The organism is Streptosporangium sp. H16, from assembly GCF_051918855.1.
Taxonomy (GTDB): Bacteria; Actinomycetota; Actinomycetes; order Streptosporangiales; family Streptosporangiaceae; genus Streptosporangium.
This window is the reverse complement of record NZ_JBPXMD010000003.1, coordinates 196,828-215,652: the sequence shown is the minus strand read 5'-3', so window position 1 is coordinate 215,652 and position 18,825 is coordinate 196,828. Positions and strand designations below refer to the sequence as shown.

Sequence of the window (18,825 nt, the reverse complement as noted above, 5' to 3'; positions counted from 1 at the left end):
ACCCTTCCCCACGACGACCGGCGGGCCGGGCCCTGTCGACTGCGACCGCCCTGTCAGCGGTGACCCGCCGCGCGGCCGAGGGCGATCCTGGTCGTGTCCTCGGGGTACGGCGACCGGCGTACGGCGTCGGCGGGGGACAGGAGACCCGCGCTCACCCGCTCGCAGAGACGGGCCAGAGCGGAGATCTCCGCGTGCTGGGCGACGACGAACGCGCGGCCGGCCGGGTCGCCGTGACCGGGAACGACGACCGCGCCACCGGGGCCGGGACCCCCGTCGAGCAGGTCGAGCAGCCCGGCGACCGTGGCGGGCCATTCGAGGGGATAGGCGTCCTCGTAGGCGGGCGGCGCGCCGTTCTCCACGAGGTCCCCGGCGAAGATCACCCCGGCGTCCGGAACGTGGACGACCAGGTCGTTGCCGGAGTGGCCGCGGCCGAGGTGGGCCAGGACGACCGGGCGGCCCCCGACGACCAGCCGGGCCCGGTCGGTCACGAGGTGGTCCGGCGGCACGATCTCGGTCCTCGCGATGTCGCCGGCGATGTCGGCGCGCTCCAGATCCCGGTAGTACCGTGCCCACTCGTCCCTGGCCCGGCCGCCGTTCTCGACCAGGTCGGCGCGGCAGCCCTCGTGCGCCCAGACGGGACAGTCGAGGAACGGCCGGGTGCCGAAGCTGTGGTCGAAGTGCGAGTGGGTGATCGCCACCGTCCACGGGTCGCGGGTGATCCGTCTCACCTCCGCGAGCAGTTCCGCCCCCTGCCGCTCGTCCCCCCGCGTGTCGACCACCAGGCAGCCGCCGTCGCCCATGACCAGCCCCACCGACAGGTCCAGTTCGGCGTACCGCCGCACGAGCACTCGGTCCGCCACCTCGACCCATCGACCTTCCACGGGCCGTATTCTCCCCGATCGCCGGAACCGGCCGGTGAACGACCTCCGGCTCACCTCCCGAGGGGGCCGGTCTCCAGGATGGCCTCGGCCAGGGCGGCGATCAGGGGGGAGTGCCGGGTGCTGTCCCAGGCCAGCGCGACCCCGCCCAGCGGGGCGTCGGCGACCGGAACGTAGGTGACGTGGGGCCGCGGGAACAAGGAGGTGATCGCGGGAGGGAGGAACACCACACCGCGCCCCGCCCGGACGTACTCCACGATCTCCTCTATGTCGTGCACGACGGGCCCGGAGCGGGGCCGGCTCCCGTCAGGGCGTGGGTCGATTCTCCAGAAGGCGTTCCACGCCGGGTCGGCGTCGGCGTAGTGCAGGACGGGCTCGTCGGCGATGTCGTCGATGCTCAGCGAGGTCTTGCCCGCCAGAGGGTGGTCGGCGGGCAGCGCGACGGTGAACGGCTCGTTGTACAGGAACATCGTGCTCAGCCCCTCGGAGACCAGGGGGAGCCGGACGAAGCCGACATCGACGCGGCCGTCGAGCAGAGCCTGGCCGTAGTCCTTCCAGCGCAGGCGTTTGAGGTGGATGATCACGTCGGGGTGGCGCTCGGCGAAGCACTGCAGGGCCGGGGCGGTGTCTATGCCGAGCATGAACCCGACGGTCAGGTGGCGCCCGTCCTCGCCGGCGCGGCGCGCCCTGTCCCGGGCCGCGTGGCTGGCGGCGAGCAGCCGCCCCGCGTCATGCAGGAGCTGCTCGCCCGCGGGAGTGAGGGTGACCTCCCGGCTGGTACGGACGAAGAGGTCGACGCCCACGTCATGTTCCAGTTGCCTGATCTGCCGGGAGAGCGCGGGTTGGGTGATGTGCAGTGCTTCGGCCGCCTGGCCGAAATGCAGCCGCTCCGCCACCGCGATGAAGTAGCGAAGCTTGCGCAGATCAAGATCCATTCGAGCACCACCCCCGCCCTGATCGCGTTCGTCGATGTCTGGAGGGCATCGATGACGTCAGAACAAGCCTTGGACGTATGGCGAAATCTGATTAAAGATTGGTCCAGATGGTATGAGCGGCCCGATGACCAGCCAAAAGCCGTCATGCCTGACCTGTGCCACCTCATTCTCCTCGAGTCTGTCGTGCGCGCCGGGGCCGTCGCGGTGAACGCCCCGCTGCCGCCGATCGAGCTCGATGCTCGCGAGGCCGGCCTGGTCGAGGCCATCGGAGTCGTCGCACGTGGGACCGGGTCGTCCGGCCTCGGTTCGCTGCTCGGCCCTTACCCCTTCGCCCGCCGCCCAACCGTCCCCGGCCGCGGGACCACGGAGGCGGTCACCGCCCCCCGATCAGGGTGCCGTCCGGCCGGAGCGTGGTTTCCGCGCGGCTCCGCGGACACCGTGACGGTGCGGTCGGAATCATCCAGATCACGTTGAGAAAGGGATGTTCGTGAAGAAGGGAAATTTCGCTTGGGTGATCGCGCTCGCTCGTACGAGTGTCACGCTGTGGCTCGGCCTGAGTGTGCTGGGCGCGTCAGGATGCGCGGCCGCGATCGGTGACGACGCCATGCGGGAATCGACGCCGATCACGGTGAACAGCTGCAACTTCCCGACTTTCGTCCGCCCTGACAGCACGTACGTCACAAGCCTCACCAATTGCTACATCTGCCTGTACGAAGAGGTCAGCGCGCACGCCAAATACCCCTGGCGCGACTACTACTGCACCTACAACCCGGGCAGCGACCTGAACGAACTGCATTACGTACCGAAAATCCCGGTAAAGGGTGCCTGAAACGGTGGAACAGCACCATGGGAGCGCCGGCCGCCGCCCGGCGCCCTCGGCGGGGAAACGCGGGCGAGGATCCGTTCCCGGCCCGCCCGGCGGCGCCACAGGGGCCGTGGACCCGTCAGCCCAGGACCTGTCAGCCCAGGACCCGGCCGACCATCCGCGCGTACATCCGTCCCGGGCTCGGCACCGACGACGGGTGCAGGAAGCCGGGAAGCATCGGCAGGTCCACCGCGAAGGGCTGCAGCCGCTCGTAGAGGACGTCGGCGCCCGAGGGACGGTTGTCGGGATCCTTCTCCAGCAGGTCGGCGACGAGGCGGTTCAGCTCGTCCGGGACGCCGGGCACCTCCGGCGGGCGCTCCTTCACCTGGCGCTCGAACACGGCGTACTCGGTAGGGCCGGTGAACAGCTGGCGGCCCGTCAACATCTCGTGGATCACGCACCCGAGGGCGTAGAGGTCGCTGCGGGGGCCGGACAGGCCGCGCTGGATCTGCTCGGGCGCCATGTACGACGGGGTGCCGAGGATCTGGCCCACCCGGGTGAACTGGGTCGAACCGGACTCGCGGAGCACGGCCAGGCCGAAGTCGAGGACCTTCACGCTCCCGTCGGGGCAGAGCATCAGGTTGGTCGGCTTCAGATCGCGATGGTAGATGGACAGCGCGTGGGCGGCCGTCAGCACCGCGCAGGCCTGCGCGGCGATCGCCGCCGCCCACGGCACCGGGAGCGGGCCGTGCTCGCTGACCACGTCGGCCACGGTGACGCCCTCGATGAACTGCATCACCTGGAACAGCCGCTGGTCGAAGGTGCCGAAGTCGTACAGGACCGGAGCGCCGGGGTGCTCCAGCCTGGCCAGGATGCGGGCCTCGCGCAGGAAACGCCGCTTCAGCTCCTCGTCGGGGCCGGTGAGGAACTTCAGGAACTTGACGGCCACCCTGCGGTCGAGATGCTTGTCGTGGCCGCCGTAGACGGCCCCCATGCCCCCCTGGCCGAGAGGAAGGTCGTCGAGCACGTATCGGTCGCCGATGACCATCGACCCTCCCATGGACCTGCGGGCGTCACGCCCCTTGGTCGCACGGCCGGAGATGGCCGTCGACCAGTCCGTCAAAGCCTAGCCGGAGCAGCGTTTCCCCCAGCGTCCGCGTTTCGCGCAGTCTGTCCTCCAGGTCGAACAGCTCGCGGAAGACCGTACCGTACATCCGCTGGTCGGACAGGGGCAGCATGGGCACCCGCGCCCGTCGCACGTCGAGGCGGCTGGAGCTGGGATGGATCCTCGCCGCGTCGGCCGAGCGCAGGAACCCGGCCAGGAATCCGGAGTCGAGCCGCTGCGGGTCGACCCGGTAGAGGGTGAGCTGCGGGCCGAGCGCCGCGCCACTGTGGGTGATCACCCTGACCGCGCCCAGCGCGGTGGTCACCACGTCGCCCGGCCTGATCATGACCAGGGCCGGGTCGAGGGTGGTGCGGCCCGAGGGCGGCACGCCCGCCGCGGTGTCGTCGGCGGTCAGCACCGGAAGCGGGCCCTCGTCCGCGGACATCCTCGCCGGCGCCTGCAGGATCGTGATCAGCCCGGCCTTGGCCAGCTCGCCGACCGTGGTGGTCGGCAGGTCCTGCCGCTCGGCGAGCGGCTGGAGGGCGGGAGTGGCGTCCGGCAGCAGGGCCGAGGTCTCCTTGAACCTGGTCAGGGCGTCGGTGAAGTCGCGCAGGAAGTCGAGGCCGCCGTGCTGGGGGCGGTGCCTGGACGGGGCGAGGTCGACCTCGTCGTCGAGCAGGTCGATGATGCGCACCGTCCGGCTCTCCCCGGACAGCTCGGCCTCCGGGTCCTCCACGTACGCGCGCCAGGCGGGCTCCACGATCGACAGGTCCTCGGCGGCGTCCACCACCAGCAGCTGCGACGGCGGACGCCCGCCGTCGGGCCTGCGGAGCATCCACAGGTCGGGGCCGCCGGGCGCCAGCGTCACCACGGCCCGCAGCGCCCCCGTCCTGAGCAGGTTGCCGCGGATCCGCTTGCCGGGACGGCGGCTGGCGGCGGCGGTGGGCATCAGGATCGCCACCAGGCCGCCCGGCCTCACCCGGGCCAGGCAGTGCTGCACCCAGGCCAGCTCCGACTCCCCGCGCGGCGGCAGCCCGTACTCCCAGCGCGGGTCGCCGGCGAGCTCCTCGTGTCCCCAGACCCGCTCGTTGAACGGCGGGTCGCAGACCACGGCGTCGGCGGGCTCACCTGCCAGGCGGTCCTCGCGCAGGGAGTCACCGGCGACGATCCGCGCCTCGGCCCCGCGCAGCAGCAGGCGTACGGCGGTGAGCAGCGCGTTCGTCTCGTTGATCTCCTGCCCCATCAGGACGGCCCCGCGTCCCGCCCGGGCGCTCGTCCCCCCGCCCGCCGGGGCGCCGCCCCGACCGGCCAGGGAGTCCGCGCCCAGCAGCAGTGTCCCGACGCCGCACGCGGGGTCGAGGACGACGCCCCCGTTCCCGGACGCCAGCCGGACCATGAGCGCGGCCACGTCGTCCCTGGTGACCGGGAGCTGGCGGGAGTGGGCCTCGGCGTAGCGCCCGAACAGGAACTCGAAGACCTCCAGAGGGCCGCGCTCGGCGGCCAGTTCGGCGACCAGCCGGACGAGGGCCAGGTCGTCCAGGCGGAGATCGGCGGAGCCGGGGAGGTCCGTCGTCACCTCGGCCACGCGGGTGAGAGACTTCGTGCCATGATCACGCCAGGCGGTGGGCTCGCGGCGCAGGAACAGCAGGAACGCGCCGACCTTGGCCACCAGCTCGCCCAGCCTGAGGTCGTCGACCGAGGTGCGCATCCGCTGCCAGACCAGGTCGCCGAGCGAGACCTCGAAGGACTTGCCGTTCGCGCGCAACCACACGGCGATCTCGGGCAGGGAGAACAGCGGGCTGGAGGCGGTGCCGCCCACCGGCTGGGGAAAGTCCTCGTGGCGGCGGCGCCAGTTGCTCACCGCTGCCCTGCCGACCCCGGCGAGCCGGGCGATGTCGCCCGCGTTCACGGTGATCTCCTGGCTCTCCTCCATGGTGGGCCACAGTAGTTGACTGTGCCGCAACGGTCTACAACGACTTTGCTTGTGAAGTGCTTCAACCAATGATTTACTGCCCTCATGGCACTGAACCAACCACTTGCACTGCGCTACGCGGCCCGCTCGGACGTGGGTGTCCGCCGTGAGGCGAACGAGGACTCGGGCTACGCGAGCGCCCGCCTGCTTGCCATAGCCGACGGCATGGGTGGTCATGCGGGTGGAGAGGTCGCCAGCTCACTTGCCGTCACCGCCATGGCGAAGCTGGACGACACCCTGCCCGCCGGCGGTGTCGACCTGCTCGCCGCGCTCAAGGGCGCCGCCAGGGACGTGAACCACACGCTGCGCGACATGAGCGAGCAGGACCCCACGCTGCGCGGCATGGGCACCACCTTGACCGCCATGCTCTGGGACGGCGCCACCTTCGCCCTGGCCCACGTCGGGGACTCCCGGGCCTACATGTTGCGTGACGGCGCCCTTTACCAGATCACCCACGACCACACCCTGGTCCAGTCACTGGTGGACGAGGGGCGGATCACCCCGGAGCAGGCCGCCGAGCACCCGCGCCGGTCGATGGTGCTGCGGGTCCTCGAAGGCACCGGCGACGGCGAGTTGGACCTGTCGCTGCGCGAGGCCTATCCCGAGGACCGCTACCTGCTCTGCTCCGACGGCCTGACCGCCGTGGTCGGCCCCGAGACCCTGTTCAACACGCTGACCGAGATCTCCGACCCCGACGAGGCCGCCCGCTGGCTCATCGACCTGGCCAACCGGGGCGGCGGCCCCGACAACATCACCTGCGTCGTGGCCGACTTCGGGACGCCCACCGACGCGGCTCCGGCGGGCCCGACCATCGTGGGCGCCGCGGTCGAGCGGAGGCTCTCCCTCTGACCCCCGGCCCCGCGGCCCCTCGGCCCCGCGGGGCCGATCCCCGGGTCCCGGGGCTCCGGCTCTCCCGGCCTGGCGGGGCCCGGGAGCCGGCCCTCGCCGGCGGGCCTCCTTGCCGGGCGGGCTACGAGCCCGGGGAACTCACCAGGTCTTGCCGGTGATGCGCTCGTACGCCTCGATGTAGCGCGCCCGGGTGACCTCCACGATCTCGGCGGGCACCTCCGGGGCGGGTTCCCGCTTGTCCCAGCCCGTGCCGGTGGCCCAGTCGCGCACGTACTGCTTGTCGAAGGAGAACTGCGGGTGGCCGGGCTCCCACTGGTCGGCGGGCCAGAAGCGGGAGGAGTCGGAGGTCAGCACCTCGTCGCCGAGCACGAGCGTGCCGTCGGCGGCCCGGCCCAGCTCGATCTTGGTGTCGGCGATGATGACGCCCCGCTCCGCGGCGAGCTCGGAGCCGTGCCGGTAGACCTCCAGCGTGATCCGCCTGAACTCCTCGGCGGCCTCCGCGCCCTCCCGGGAGACGACGTCCTCGAAGGAGATGGGCTCGTCGTGCTGCCCGAGCGGAGCCTTGGTGCTCGGGGTGAAGATCGGCTCGGGGAGTTTGGAGCCGTCGACCAGCCCGGGCGGCAGCGGCACGCCCGAGACCGACCCGTGCGCCTGGTACTCCTTCAGCCCGCTGCCGGTCAGGTAACCGCGCGCGATGCACTCGACCTGCACCATCTCCAGCCTCCGGCACCGCACCGCACGCCCCTCGAACTCGGCGGGCACGTCGGTCGCCGAGATCACGTGGTTGGGCACGATGTCGGCGAGCTGCTCGAACCACCACAGCGACAGCCGCGTGAGGATCTTCCCCTTGTCGGGGATCGGGGTGGGCAGGATCACGTCGTACACCGACACCCGGTCGGACGCCACGAGGACGATGTCCCCGCGATCCTCGTAGACGTCGCGGACCTTCCCGGAATGAAGAAGCTTCACTGCGTTCCTTGCTCTCGCTCGACCCGGCGGCCGTCTGCGGGCCGCCGGTCGCTGACCGACACCTGCTCACCGTATTCGACACCCGGCGACGACCCGCGCCCGCCCTGCCGGACGACCGCCCCCGCCCTCGGGACCGGGGCCGGCCCACCTCGCGGATCTCGGAGGTGGTCCGGCCCCGGGTCTCACGGTTCGGGGGACAGGCGGTCGGCGGCGTGTTCGATGGCGGTGCTCACCCGGTCGGCCAGCAGGCCGACCGCGCCGACCGCGCGGGTCATCGGGTCGTCCTCGGCGCCGCCGAGGGCCTGGGCGCGAAGGTAGGCGGCCTTCACCTCGGCCCATCGCGCGGCCTGTACGGGGGTCATGGTGCCGCGCAGCTCGGCCAGTTTGAGCAGGTTGGCCTCCGCGCCCGAGGTGAGGGTCTGGGCCTCGCCGAGGTAGTGGTCGTCGATCACGGCCTCCAGCTCGGCGTCGTTCATCACCGGGACGACCCGGGCCGCGAGCTTGTTCATGTTCCGGTACGAGCCCTGGAGCTGGAACGGCGGCTCGGTCCGCGACGCGTCCGCTTGGGCGGCCGAGGCGATGTAGGCCTGGTTGTTGGCCAGCACCACCCGCTGGATCCGCAGCAGCTTGCGCAGCACCGCGAGGACCTGTTCCAGCTCCACCGAGGAGTACGGGTGGGAGAGCTGGTCGGCCCGGACCCCCGAGTCGCCGCGCGCCAGCCGCACCAGGAGGCGGATGTCGCCCCGGTCGCGGGTGGAGAGCGGAGACAGGACCGGGTTGGAGGTGAGCGCGTTGTCGATGTAGCTCAGCGCGAACAGCTCGTCGCGCCCCGACAGCACGTCGCCCAGGTTCCACACGTCGGCGCGGTTGGCGAGCATGTCGGGGATGCGGAAGCGCCTTCCCGCCTCGGTGTACGGGTTGCCCGCCATGCAGACCGCGAAGCGCTTGCCCCGCAGGTCGTAGGTGCGGGTCCTTCCCTCCCAGACGCCCTCCATCCGGCGCTGGCCGTCGCACAGGGAGATGAACTTCTGCAGCAGCTCGGGGGAGGTGTGCTGGATGTCGTCCAGGTAGAGCAGGACGTTGTTGCCCATCTCCAGCGCGAAGGAGATCTTCTCGATCTCCTGCCGCGCCGTCGCGTCGGGCGCCTGCGCCGGGTCCACCGAGGTCACCAGGTGGCCCAGGGCCGGGCCGTTGACCTTGACGAAGATCAGCCCGAGCCGGTTGGCCACGTACTCCATGAGGGTGGTCTTGCCGTAGCCCGGCGGGGAGATGAGCAGCAGCATGCCCATCTGGTCGGTCCGCTTGGCGTCCCCCGCCGCGCCGAGCTGCTTGGCCAGGTTGTCGCCGATCAGCGGCAGGTAGACCTCGTCGAGCAGCTGGTTGCGGACGAAGGCGGTCATCACCTTCGGCCGGAACTCCTCCAGCCTCAGCCGTTCGCGCTCGGCCGCGACCAGCTCGTTGCGCCGCCGCTGGTAGGCGCGGTAGGCGGGGACACGGTGGTCGCGGAAGTGCCGGGTCCTGGCGAGGAACTCGTCCAGGCGCAGCTCCATCGCGCGCCCGGAGACGCGGGGGTGCGCGCCGAGCAGCCCCTCGACCGTGGCGGTCAGCGCCGCCGAGGAGTCGTGCCGCGGCACCTCGCACAGCAGTACGGCCACCGCCTCCACCAGCTCCGCCGATCCGGCACCCGAAGCCCGTCCGGCACCCGAAGCCCGTCCCGCGCCCGAGGCTCCCGGTTCCGGCACGGAGCCCGTACCCGCTCCCGGGCCTGAGCCCGGAGCGGACCCCGAGCCCGGGCCCCAGGTCGAGGTCGAGACGTCGAAGGCGGAGAGCCACGCCTCGGCCAGGCGGTGGCGTGCGGCGAGGTCGTCGCCGAGCGCCCGCAGGTCGTCCTCGAACTCCGCGCGCGCGGGCCCCAGCGCCCGGTCGAACCGGTCGAGCAGCGACCGCGCCCCCGCGCTCGTCACGAACCCGAACGGCTTGCCCGGCAGCTCCTCGAAGAGATACTCCCCGGCCAGCTCGAAAAGGCCCTCGTCTCCCGTGTCGCCGTGCAGACCCCTGCTGAAGGACGCGATCGCGGAGCCGAGGGCGGCGCGGGTCTCCTCCACCGCCTCCACCCTGCCGAACAGGGTCCGTGCCCGTACGAGCGACGTCGCCCGGGTGGTCCACGCGGCCCGGGCGGCCTCGTCGGCGCCGAAGGCCCAGAAGAGCTGGGCGGCGGCCCTCGCGGCGGGCGGGTAGCGCAGCAGCCCCGCGCCCGCGTGCAGGCGGAGCGCGGCCTGGAGGATCGCGGTGGCGTCGTGGTCGTGGACGCCGCGCTCGTAGCCCTCGTCGTACCTGGTCTCCGCCACCCGGCGGACGATCTCCAGCAGCTCCCCGTCGCTCACCGCGGCCTCGTGCAGCGCGTCCAGGGACACCGGGGTCCCGCCGGTGCCGGGGGACAGCGGCGTTCCGGCCTCGGCGGCGGCCAGGATCGACGCGGCCAGGTGCTCGCCCCGGTAGACCTCGGGCGACTCCGAGACCGTCAGCTGGTTCCAGAACGGCCGGGTGTCCTCGAAGGCCGCGTCGCGCACCGGGGAGCGGTAGTCGGTCCCGGTGACGGCGAACGCCATCCGGTCCTCGTGCGGGACCAGGGTGAGGTCGGCAGGCTGGGTGTTGACCGCGAACAGGTGACGGCCGAGCCGGATCGTCTCCCCGCCGTCGGTGTAGAGGTCGAGCCGGTCGCGCAGGGCGCGGCCCGCCTCCTGGCGGGCGGACTTGATCCGGCCCTCGAGCTCCTCCGCGCGCACCTGGTCGCCCAGCGCGCGCAGCTCCCCGGCCACGCCCCTCAGCTTGAGCACCATCGGGTCGGACCCGAAGTAGGTGTTGACCTCGTCCAGCGACGCCAGCCCGGCCACCCGCCGCCGTACGCTCGACAGGATCCGCGTGGCGGAATCCGCGAGCCGGTCGGCGCGGCGGGCCCGCTCGTCGAGCAGCGCCTGGCGTCGCGAGGAGAACGCCTCGTAGACGTCCTCCCGTTTGGCGGCCAGCTGCCCCAGGAAGTCGTCGAACTCGGCGAAGCGCGACTCCAGGTTCTCCAGCTGGAGCATCAGGCGGCCCAGCTGCTCGTCGCAGCGCTCGGGGGTGTCGGACATCGCCAGCGCCCCGGTGATCGCCTGCCCCAGCAGGGCGTACTCGGCCGCGAAGGCCGCCCGCCCTTCACCGGCCAGCAGCTCCCCGCGCCGGGCCTCCAGCGTGGCGCGGGCGCGGTTGACCCCGCCGAGCACCTCGCCGACCCGTTCCAGGATGGCGGTCCGCACGGTGGCGTCGGCGATGTCGAGCGTGCCGACCACCTCGACCACGATCTCCAGGCCCCGGGCCTGCCGCTCCAGCCGCTCGCCGATCGGCCCGGCCTCGGCCACGGTCGCGATGGCGCCCGCGTCGGAGACCAGCTGCCCGACCTCCGCGTGGTACCCGGCGAAGGCGTCGTCGCCCCGCAGGAATCCCGCCGCGCGCTGCGCGCTGCTGTCCAGCTCGGCCGCCAGCTCCGCGTCGAGCGCGTCGATCCTGGCCGTGTCGACGTGGCGCAGCTCGCGCAGGGTCACCAGATGTCCCTGCGACCGCCGCAGCTCCGACAGCCGGTCGACCCAGCCCTGCGCGGACCTGGGCGCCTCGCCGCGCGCGTGCCGTACGAGCGCGGTGACCTCGGCGGCGGCGCTCTCCAGCGCCTCGGCGGCCTGCCGGGTGAGCGACTGGACCTTCTCGAACTCGTCCAGCACCTGCTCGGCGGTGGCCCGCAGATCGGCGAGCGGGCCGCGCAGCCGGTGCTCGCCCAGCCAGTGGTAGTGGTCGAAGACCCGGGCGCAGGAGGCGATCAGCGCCTCGAAGACCGGGACGGACGGCGCCATCTCCTCGACCATCCGCGCCACCGACAGGCAGTCGGAGATGCCCCGTACCAGCTCCGCGTTGCCGATCCGCTCCAGCGGCCCGGTGCCGACCGGACGCCCGGCGGCGTAGAGGTCCGACTGGTAGGCCGTCTGCCAGACCTGCATGGGGTGGACGCGGGTGGGCTCGTCGGAGGTGGCCCTGAAGACGACCAGCGTGCCGTCGTCGAACAGCGAGTACCCGTGGCAGGAGAGCGGCGTCTCCACCTGCTTGCGGATCACGTTGTACGGCAGCAGCAGCGACCGCCCCTCGACGCGGGCGTGGAAGACGTACAGCACGTCCTCGCCGTTGGGGGAGCGGATGACCCGCTCGAACTCCAGCTCGGACACGTCGGTGTCGAACGTCTTGCTGACCCCGGTGGACAGGTAGTAGCCGCCGGGGAAGATGATCCCCTGGTCCTCGGGCAGGCGCTGGCAGGCCTGCCCGATGCCGTCGAGGCGGACCACGCCCTTGGTCCGGGTGTTGAACACCAGGTGCCGCCACTCGGGCTCCTTGTACGGCCGCACCCGCAGCAGGATCAGCGGGCCGATCCTGGCGTGGTGGACCTCCGCGTCGGCGAGGCTCTGCAGCGGCTCCGCGACGGGTTCGCGGTAGACGCCCTCCCCGGTCTCGGTGTTGTTCTCGATCTTGATGGTGAGATCGCCGCCGACGGTCTCGACGAACACCTCGCCCTCGATCGAGATGTGCGGGTGGCGGCCCGTCACGTGGTCGTCGCGGGTGGCCGGGACCCACTCGAAGTCGTGCGAGGGCGGGAACGTGTGGTCGCGCTCCCCCCGGTCGTCGATGTAGGAGAGCATGCCGTCCGCCCCGACCTGCCAGCGCAGCACGCGGGTGTCCTGCGGGCCGGTCTGGAAGACGGCCAGCATCTTGCCCTCGACACGGCGGAGCTGGAGCAGCCGGGTCTCCCGGTAGTACCGGTAGAGCTCGGCGAAGTCCCGCTCGAAGCGCGGGTCGCGGAACATCGGCGCTGGGTCGAACCGGAACGCGTTCCCGCTCCCCCCGCCGTCCCCGCCGTCCCGGACGAACGTGTGCACGGAGAAGACGTCCTCGACGGTCGTCTCCGGCTTCATCCCGATGAACACGTTGTAGCTGAAGAGCATGAGCCCGCCGACCGACACGATGTCGCGCGGCACGCAGTTGTTCTCGGTGCGTATCCGCTCGGTGCCGACCAGGCGCAGCTCGGTCCCGCCGAACACCGCCAGGCGCTCGGCGTTGAGCGCGTCGGACTGCCGGGCCAGCTCGGCGGCCTGCTCGGCCAGCCGGGCGCGGAGCACCTCGTAGGTGCCCGCGTCCAGCCCCGCCCCCTCGCCGGGGGCGCCGGTGACGGCCTCCGCCGTGGAGGACGTCACTGCTTGGCGGAACCGGCGGAGTTACCGGCGGAGTTGCCCGTGGAGTTGCCGGTTGAGTTGCCGGAGCCGGCGGCGCCGAGCGCGGCGACGGGGACCTCGGTCGTGGTGGCCGCCTGGGCCTCGCCCAGCAGGCCGCGCAGCCTGTCCGCGTCGGGACCGCCTTCCTTGATCATTTTCATCAGCAGCGCGGACAGCGAGAGGTTGCGCACGTCGGCGGTGTCGATCGAGCCGAGGACCCTGCCCAGGTCGGCGGGGAGGCTCGCCGAGCCGTCCAGGTACGGTCCGGCCAGCGTGCGGGCGACGTCGGAGTTCTCCACGAAACCGTCCACGGCCTTGCCCATGGTGATCGAGCTCATCAGCCGGTCGAAGAACACGGTGTCGCCGCCGACGATGTCGATGTTGGCCTTGGACAGCCCGGCCGACACCACCGAGGCCTGCGCCTCGGCGATCTTGAGCTGGACGTTCACCCCGGCGAGGCGGATCTCCTTCTCGGCCTCCAGCCGCAGGCGGTACTCCTCGTGGGCACGGGTCGCGTCGGTGAGCGCGGCCATCGCCGCGGCCTTCTCGGTGAGACCCTCGGCCTCGGCCTTGAGCTTCTCGCCGACCGTCGCGGCGGCGGCCAGCGCCATCGCCTGCTCGCCCTCCGCCTCGGCCTTCAGCTTCTCGCGCACCGCGGTGGCCGCGGCGTGGGCCCTGGCCTGCTCGCCCTCGGCGACCGCCAGCGCCTTCTCCCGCTCGACGGCGGCCTCGGCGCGGCCGACCTTCTCGATCGCCGCGGCGTCCCGCTCGCGTACCTGCACCTCGGCCAGACCGGCGGCGGCCGCCTCGGCCTGGACACCCTCGGCAAGACGGATCTTGGCGCGGGCGTCGAGCTCGGCCGCCTGCTGCCGCGACTCGGCCAGCACCAGCGCCTCGCGCGCCCGGTGCTTGGACGCGGCCTCGGAGGCCTCGGCCGCCTTGATGTCCTTGACCAGGCTCTCCTGCGCCTCGGCCTCGGCCTGGATGATCACGGCCTGGCGGGTCCGCTCGGCCTCCTCGACCACGCGCAGGCGCTTGATGCTCTCCTCCTGCTCGGCGACTGTCTTCTCCACCACGATCCGCTCGCGGATCACCTCGGCGATGGAGCGCTTCTCGCCCTCCAGCTCCTTGTCCTTGGAGATGCGCGACAGCTCGGTCTCGCGCTCGCGGGCGATGACCTCCAGCAGCCGGTCCTTCTCGATCCGCTCGGTCTCGATCGCGAGGACCCGCTCGCGGTTCTTCGCCGCCACCGCGATCTCGCGGGCCTGGTTCTCCTGCTGGACGCCGAGCTGCTCGTCGGTACGCAGGTGGGCGGCGTGCGCCTTGAGCCGCTCCTCGGCCTGGACCTTGGCGGTCTCCGCCTCCTCGCGGGCGCGCATGGTCTCGACCTCGCGCTTCTGCTTGGTCTCCGCGTCGGCCTGGCGGCGCTCCAGCTCCAGGATGGCCTCCCGCGCGTCCACGTTCTGGCGGGTGATCTCCTTCTCCTCGCGCCGCTGGAACTCGTTGGTCCGCACGTGCTCGATGGCGGTCAGCTCGGTGATCTTCCTGATGCCCTGCGCGTCGAGGATGTTGTTCTTGTCCAGGGAGAGCAGCGAGGTCTGCTCCAGGTAGTCGATGGCCGCGTCCTCGAGGCTGTAGCCGTTGAGGTCGGTGCCGATGACCTGGATGATCTGGTCGCGGAACTGGTCGCGCTGGGTGTAGAGGTCCACGAAGTCGAGCTGCTTGCCGACCGTCTTGAGCGCCTCGGAGAACTTGGCGTTGAACAGCTCCTGCAGCGTCTCCTGGTCGCTCGCCCGCGCGGTGCCGATGGCCTGGGCGACCTTCACCACGTCCTCGACGGTCTTGTTGACCCGGACGAAGAAGGTGATGCGGATGTCGGCGCGGATGTTGTCGCGGCAGATCAGGCCCTCACGGCCGGTACGCGCGATCTCGATGGTCTTCACCGAGATGTCCATCAGCTCGGCCTTGTTGAAGACGGGCAGCACGACGGCCCCGGTGAAGGTGACGTCGACCTTGTTGATCTTCGAGATGATCAGGGCCTTGCCCTGCTCCACCTTGTGGAACAGCCGGCTGATCATGAAGAGCACGGCGATGACGACGAGGAGGACGACGGCGAGGAGAATGCCGAGCCCGGTGGAGATGACGTCCAATGTGGTCCCTCGGTTAAATAGGACGATCAGGGTCGAGTTCCGCGTCGTACGGCATCACCCAGAAGAATTCGCCGGGGGAGTCATAGGCGAATATCAGGGCGACGCTGCCGGCTGCGAAAACCTCGTCGCCGGTCTGCCGTACTTGAACGAGAGCGGAGGAGCCGTCGGCGGAGGTGACCTCGGCCTGGCCGAAGGTGCGACCGACGCGGCTCGTGCGGACGACGCACACGCGGCCCACGAAGTCGGCGCGGGAGGGGACGCGCTCCTTCGGGACGAGACGCCGAAGTGACAGGACGACGAGGCGCGTACACGCCCAGGCGCAGACCAGTGCCGCGACCAGCACCGCGACCAGGGCGGGGGTGCTCGTGAACAGCGTGCCGCCCACGAGGCTCGCGAACCACGCGACGACGACCAGCAGCGAGACGGCCACCGCGGCGGGGACTCCGCCGAGTCCCAGACCGCTCAGGAGGCCGGTGGCCCCCGTCGCCTCGGACCCGTCACCGTCGCCACCGCCGTCGAACCCGAACACCCCGGACACGACGAGCACCCAGTACGCGATGATCACCAGGAGCAGGAACGTGAACAGGACGGTCGGAAAAGACAGTGCGGCATCGACGAACTGGCCCATCGGCGTGTGAGATCCCCCTGCTGGCATACCGGAACGTGCTCCCCCGAGCACGTGTAGGTGACTATATACAGATAAAGTTCTGTTAAAGGGAATAGTTCCCAAAGCGGGAAGATATCCGTATGGATTTCGCGCCCGCAGGGGCTATCGACGCGCGGGGCTCACCCGGCCGCCATCCGAGGCGCGGAGGCAGGGCGCGGCGGGGCATGGAGAAGCCGGGGTGGGAAAAACCGGAGCACCGAGAAGCCAGGGCATGGAGATGCGGAGGAGCGGGAGCGGGGCTCCGCGTCCTCGGCCCTGTCCCGGAGAGCCGTCCGGGGAGGTCAGGCGGGGCGGGTGATCATGTAGGCGAGACCGACGAGGATCACGACGGGAATGAGCCACACGATTGCCTCGATGGCGAACTCCTTGTACATGAGGAACATCCCTCCGGAGCGGTGGTCGGCGAGGAGCGTGGATTTCCGACGATAGCCGCTGTTCCCGGCGGCGACCAGGACCCGTCGCGTACCGGTTCGCCCGCGACGAAAGACCGGTTCCCGCGAGGGGCCGGTTCCCGCGGGGGCGGCCGTTACGAGGGGGCGGCCGAGCCGACCACCACAGGGGTGTCCGAGAGTTCCCCCTCGACCACGTCGGCGACCACGCAGGTGATGTTGTCGGGGCCTCCCGCGTCGCAGGCGAGCGCGATCAGCTGACGCGTCACCTCGTCGAGGTCGTCGACCTCGGCGAGCACCTGGCGGAGCCGCTCGGCGTCGACCACCCCGGACAGCCCGTCGGAGCAGAGCAGGTAGCGGTCGCCCAGCTCGGCGTCCCGGAGGGAGAGGTCGAGCTCGAGGTTGTCGCCGCCGTCGAGGACCTGCAGCAGGATCGACCGGTGCGGGTGGCGGGCGGCCTCCTCGGCGGTGATCCGGCCGTCGTCCATCAGCGTCTGGACCAGGGTGTGGTCGTAGGTGATCTGGTAAAGATCGCCGTTGCGCAGGAGGTAGGCGCGGGAGTCGCCGATGTGGGCGAGGGCGACGCGGGAGCCGTTCCAGAGCATCAGGGTCAGGGTGGTGCCCATGCCGGTGAGCGACGGGTCTTCCTCGACCAGCTCGCGCAGGCGCTGGTTGGCCTTGCGGACCCCGGCCTCGGCGGCGGCGGCGAGGTCGCCGGGGCACTCCTGGTCCAGGGACGCGACGGTGGCGATCGCCGCCGAGCTGGCGACCTCCCCGCCCACGTGGCCGCCCATCCCGTCGGCGACGGCGAGAAGCCGGGCGCCCGCGTAGGCGGCGTCCTCGTTGCCTTGCCGGATCCGGCCGACGTCGGAGCCTGCCGTATAGCGCAGCGTGATCATCTGCACATCACTAGATCGTCGAGTTGCACGAGCTGAGCCGCTTTCGGACAGTTGGGATGGGCATAGGGCGAACCGAGATGTTCCACGATCCACTTAACACCATGGTGGCGCAAGCGGCCTGGGGAAGTGTTGCCACATCTGTTGACACCTGTGGTGGCGCGTAAGCTGGTTTCGGTGCCACCCGACCGCCCCTTCAGTGCCCCCGCACTGTGCCCGAAGTACCCCACCTTACGCATCGCTAGGAGATCAGTAATGGCCGCGATCCTTCAGGAGGCGGCTCGTCGCCGCACGTTCGCGGTGATCAGCCACCCTGACGCGGGTAAGTCGACCATGACCGAGGCGCTGGCGCTGCACGCCTCCGCGATCAGCCAGGCGGGCGCGGTGCACGGCAAGTCCGGGCGGCGCGGGGTCACCTCCGACTGGATGGAGATGGAGAAGGCCAGGGGCATCTCCATCACCTCGGCCGCGCTCCGGTTCGAGTACCGCGGCCACATGTTCAACCTGGTCGACACCCCCGGCCACGCCGACTTCTCCGAGGACACCTACCGGGTGCTGGCCGCCGTCGACTGCGCGGTCATGCTGCTCGACGCGGCCAAGGGCATGGAGCCGCAGACCCTGAAGCTGTTCGAGGTCTGCCGGCACCGCCGCATCCCGGTGATCACTTTCGTCAACAAGTGGGACCGGCCGGGGCGCGAGGCACTGGAGCTGCTGGACGAGATCGAGGAGCGCACCGGCCTGAAGCCCACGCCGATCACCTGGCCGATCGGCACCGGCGGCTTCTTCCACGGGGTTGCCGACCGCACCGCCGACCGGATCGTCCGCTACACCCGCACCCCCGGCGGCGCCACCAAGGCCATCGAGACCGACCTGAGCGCCGAGCAGGCCCTGGCGGAGCTGGGCGGCGACTGGGAGCGGGCCAAGGACGAGATCGACCTGCTCTCCGCGATCGGCGCCGACCACGACCAGAAGACCTTCGAGGCGCACGAGTCGACCCCGGTGCTGTTCGGGGCCGCGCTGTCCAACTTCGGCGTCGGCCGCCTGCTGGACGCCATGGTCGACATCGCCCCCGCCCCCACGCCCCGCCCGGACGTCGCCGACGACCCGCGCCCGCTGGAGAAGCCGTTCTCCGGCCTGGTCTTCAAGGTGCAGGCCAACATGGACCCCTCGCACCGTGACCGCATCGCCTTCGTCCGGGTCTGCTCGGGCAGGTTCGAGCGCGGCATGGTGCTCGTCCACGCGGCCACCGCCCGCCCGTTCGCGACCAAGTACGCCCAGTCGGTCTTCGGCCAGGAGCGCGCCACGATCGACGAGGCGTACCCCGGCGACGTCGTCGGCCTGGTCAACGCCAGCGCCCTGCGTCCCGGCGACACGCTCTACGACGGCCCGCCCGTCGAGTTCCCGAGGATCCCGAGCTTCGCCCCCGAGCACTTCTCCACGGCCAGGGTCCGCGACTCCAGCCGGTCCAAGCAGTTCCGCAAGGGGATCGAGCAGCTCGACGCAGAGGGCGTGGTCCAGGTGCTCCGCTCCGACGTCCGCGGCGACCAGTCGCCGGTGCTCGCGGCGGTGGGCCCGATGCAGTTCGACGTGGTCAAGCACCGGATGGCCGCCGAGTTCAACACCGAGATCCTGATGGACCGGCTCGACTTTGGTATCGCCAGGCTCACCGACGCCGAGTCGGCGCCGCTCCTGGCCCGCCAGCGCGGGGTGGAGGTCTTCACCCGCTCGCTCGACGGTGCCCTGCTGGCGCTGTTCACCGACGAGTGGCGCATGCGCGGCGTGATGCGTGACAACCCCGACCTGGTGCTGAACGCCCTGCTCGCCGACACACGCGGCTGACCTCCCCATGGGGAGCGTGGGTCGCGTGACGTGAGACGGGGAGGTCCGGGTACCGGAGGCCTCCCCGTCAGGCTTTCGTGGTG

General features: G+C 71.3%; 12 protein-coding genes. 3 read left to right on the top strand and 9 right to left on the bottom strand.

The features are described from left to right. Positions 1 to 53: 53 nt before the first annotated feature. Both ACTOQ2_RS06695 and ACTOQ2_RS06690 read right to left on the bottom strand, forming a co-directional pair. A complete protein-coding gene (locus tag ACTOQ2_RS06695) occupies positions 54 to 881 on the bottom strand; it encodes an MBL fold metallo-hydrolase (protein WP_440098824.1) in 828 nt (275 codons plus the stop codon). A gap of 50 nt (positions 882 to 931) precedes the next feature. After that, complete coding sequence (locus ACTOQ2_RS06690) at positions 932 to 1,813, bottom strand: LysR family transcriptional regulator (protein ID WP_440098823.1); 882 nt, start codon at positions 1,811 to 1,813, stop codon at positions 932 to 934. A 481-nt stretch (positions 1,814 to 2,294) separates the two neighbouring features. On the opposite strand from ACTOQ2_RS06690, the gene ACTOQ2_RS06685 reads away from it, so the two are divergent. After that, positions 2,295 to 2,642: a hypothetical protein gene (locus ACTOQ2_RS06685; protein ID WP_440098822.1), complete on the top strand. Its 348-nt coding sequence runs from the start codon at positions 2,295 to 2,297 to the stop codon at positions 2,640 to 2,642. 130 nt (positions 2,643 to 2,772) lie between these two features. On the opposite strand, the gene ACTOQ2_RS06680 is transcribed toward ACTOQ2_RS06685, so the two are convergent. Together ACTOQ2_RS06680 and ACTOQ2_RS06675 are read right to left on the bottom strand one after the other, a co-directional pair. Then, positions 2,773 to 3,666: a serine/threonine-protein kinase gene (locus tag ACTOQ2_RS06680; RefSeq protein ID WP_362849110.1), complete on the bottom strand. Its 894-nt coding sequence runs from the start codon at positions 3,664 to 3,666 to the stop codon at positions 2,773 to 2,775. 25 nt (positions 3,667 to 3,691) lie between these two features. Then, positions 3,692 to 5,656 (bottom strand): HsdM family class I SAM-dependent methyltransferase, encoded by a 1,965-nt coding sequence (locus ACTOQ2_RS06675; protein ID WP_440098821.1) that lies wholly within the window; start codon positions 5,654 to 5,656, stop codon positions 3,692 to 3,694. Between the two features lie 84 nt (positions 5,657 to 5,740). On the opposite strand from ACTOQ2_RS06675, the gene ACTOQ2_RS06670 reads away from it, so the two are divergent. After that, positions 5,741 to 6,544 (top strand): PP2C family protein-serine/threonine phosphatase, encoded by an 804-nt coding sequence (locus ACTOQ2_RS06670; protein WP_362679730.1) that lies wholly within the window; start codon positions 5,741 to 5,743, stop codon positions 6,542 to 6,544. A gap of 138 nt (positions 6,545 to 6,682) precedes the next feature. Here ACTOQ2_RS06670 and ACTOQ2_RS06665 read toward each other — a convergent pair whose 3' ends face one another. The 5 genes from ACTOQ2_RS06665 to ACTOQ2_RS06645 all read right to left on the bottom strand — a co-directional run bounded on the left by ACTOQ2_RS06665 (position 6,683) and on the right by ACTOQ2_RS06645 (position 16,906). Further along, a complete protein-coding gene (locus tag ACTOQ2_RS06665) occupies positions 6,683 to 7,513 on the bottom strand; it encodes a phosphoribosylaminoimidazolesuccinocarboxamide synthase (RefSeq protein WP_440098820.1) in 831 nt (276 codons plus the stop codon). A gap of 182 nt (positions 7,514 to 7,695) precedes the next feature. Next, positions 7,696 to 12,783: a DNA repair ATPase gene (locus ACTOQ2_RS06660; protein ID WP_440098819.1), complete on the bottom strand. Its 5,088-nt coding sequence runs from the start codon at positions 12,781 to 12,783 to the stop codon at positions 7,696 to 7,698. Further along, a complete protein-coding gene (locus tag ACTOQ2_RS06655) occupies positions 12,780 to 14,951 on the bottom strand; it encodes an SPFH domain-containing protein (RefSeq protein ID WP_440098818.1) in 2,172 nt (723 codons plus the stop codon). The genes ACTOQ2_RS06660 and ACTOQ2_RS06655 overlap by 4 nt, the downstream gene beginning before the upstream one ends. A gap of 13 nt (positions 14,952 to 14,964) precedes the next feature. Further along, positions 14,965 to 15,579 (bottom strand): hypothetical protein, encoded by a 615-nt coding sequence (locus tag ACTOQ2_RS06650; RefSeq protein WP_440067182.1) that lies wholly within the window; start codon positions 15,577 to 15,579, stop codon positions 14,965 to 14,967. A gap of 565 nt (positions 15,580 to 16,144) precedes the next feature. Continuing rightward, positions 16,145 to 16,906: a PP2C family protein-serine/threonine phosphatase gene (locus tag ACTOQ2_RS06645; RefSeq protein ID WP_440067603.1), complete on the bottom strand. Its 762-nt coding sequence runs from the start codon at positions 16,904 to 16,906 to the stop codon at positions 16,145 to 16,147. A gap of 252 nt (positions 16,907 to 17,158) precedes the next feature. Between ACTOQ2_RS06645 and ACTOQ2_RS06640 the strand changes: the two genes are divergently transcribed. Beyond that, positions 17,159 to 18,742, top strand: a complete 1,584-nt coding sequence (locus tag ACTOQ2_RS06640; RefSeq protein WP_440098817.1) for a peptide chain release factor 3 — start codon at positions 17,159 to 17,161, stop codon at positions 18,740 to 18,742. The last annotated feature ends 83 nt before the right edge of the window (positions 18,743 to 18,825 follow it).

What these genes read in the sequence shown, in the direction of transcription:
- ACTOQ2_RS06690 (WP_440098823.1), bottom strand. Translation starts at nt 1,813, where the DNA reads ATGGATCTTGATCTGCGCAAGCTTCGCTACTTCATCGCGGTGGCGGAG.
- ACTOQ2_RS06685 (WP_440098822.1), top strand. Translation starts at nt 2,295, where the DNA reads ATGTTCGTGAAGAAGGGAAATTTCGCTTGGGTGATCGCGCTCGCTCGT.
- ACTOQ2_RS06680 (WP_362849110.1), bottom strand. Translation starts at nt 3,666, where the DNA reads ATGGTCATCGGCGACCGATACGTGCTCGACGACCTTCCTCTCGGCCAG.
- ACTOQ2_RS06675 (WP_440098821.1), bottom strand. Translation starts at nt 5,656, where the DNA reads ATGGAGGAGAGCCAGGAGATCACCGTGAACGCGGGCGACATCGCCCGG.
- ACTOQ2_RS06670 (WP_362679730.1), top strand. Translation starts at nt 5,741, where the DNA reads ATGGCACTGAACCAACCACTTGCACTGCGCTACGCGGCCCGCTCGGAC.
- ACTOQ2_RS06650 (WP_440067182.1), bottom strand. Translation starts at nt 15,579, where the DNA reads ATGGGCCAGTTCGTCGATGCCGCACTGTCTTTTCCGACCGTCCTGTTC.
- ACTOQ2_RS06645 (WP_440067603.1), bottom strand. Translation starts at nt 16,906, where the DNA reads ATGATCACGCTGCGCTATACGGCAGGCTCCGACGTCGGCCGGATCCGG.
- ACTOQ2_RS06640 (WP_440098817.1), top strand. Translation starts at nt 17,159, where the DNA reads ATGGCCGCGATCCTTCAGGAGGCGGCTCGTCGCCGCACGTTCGCGGTG.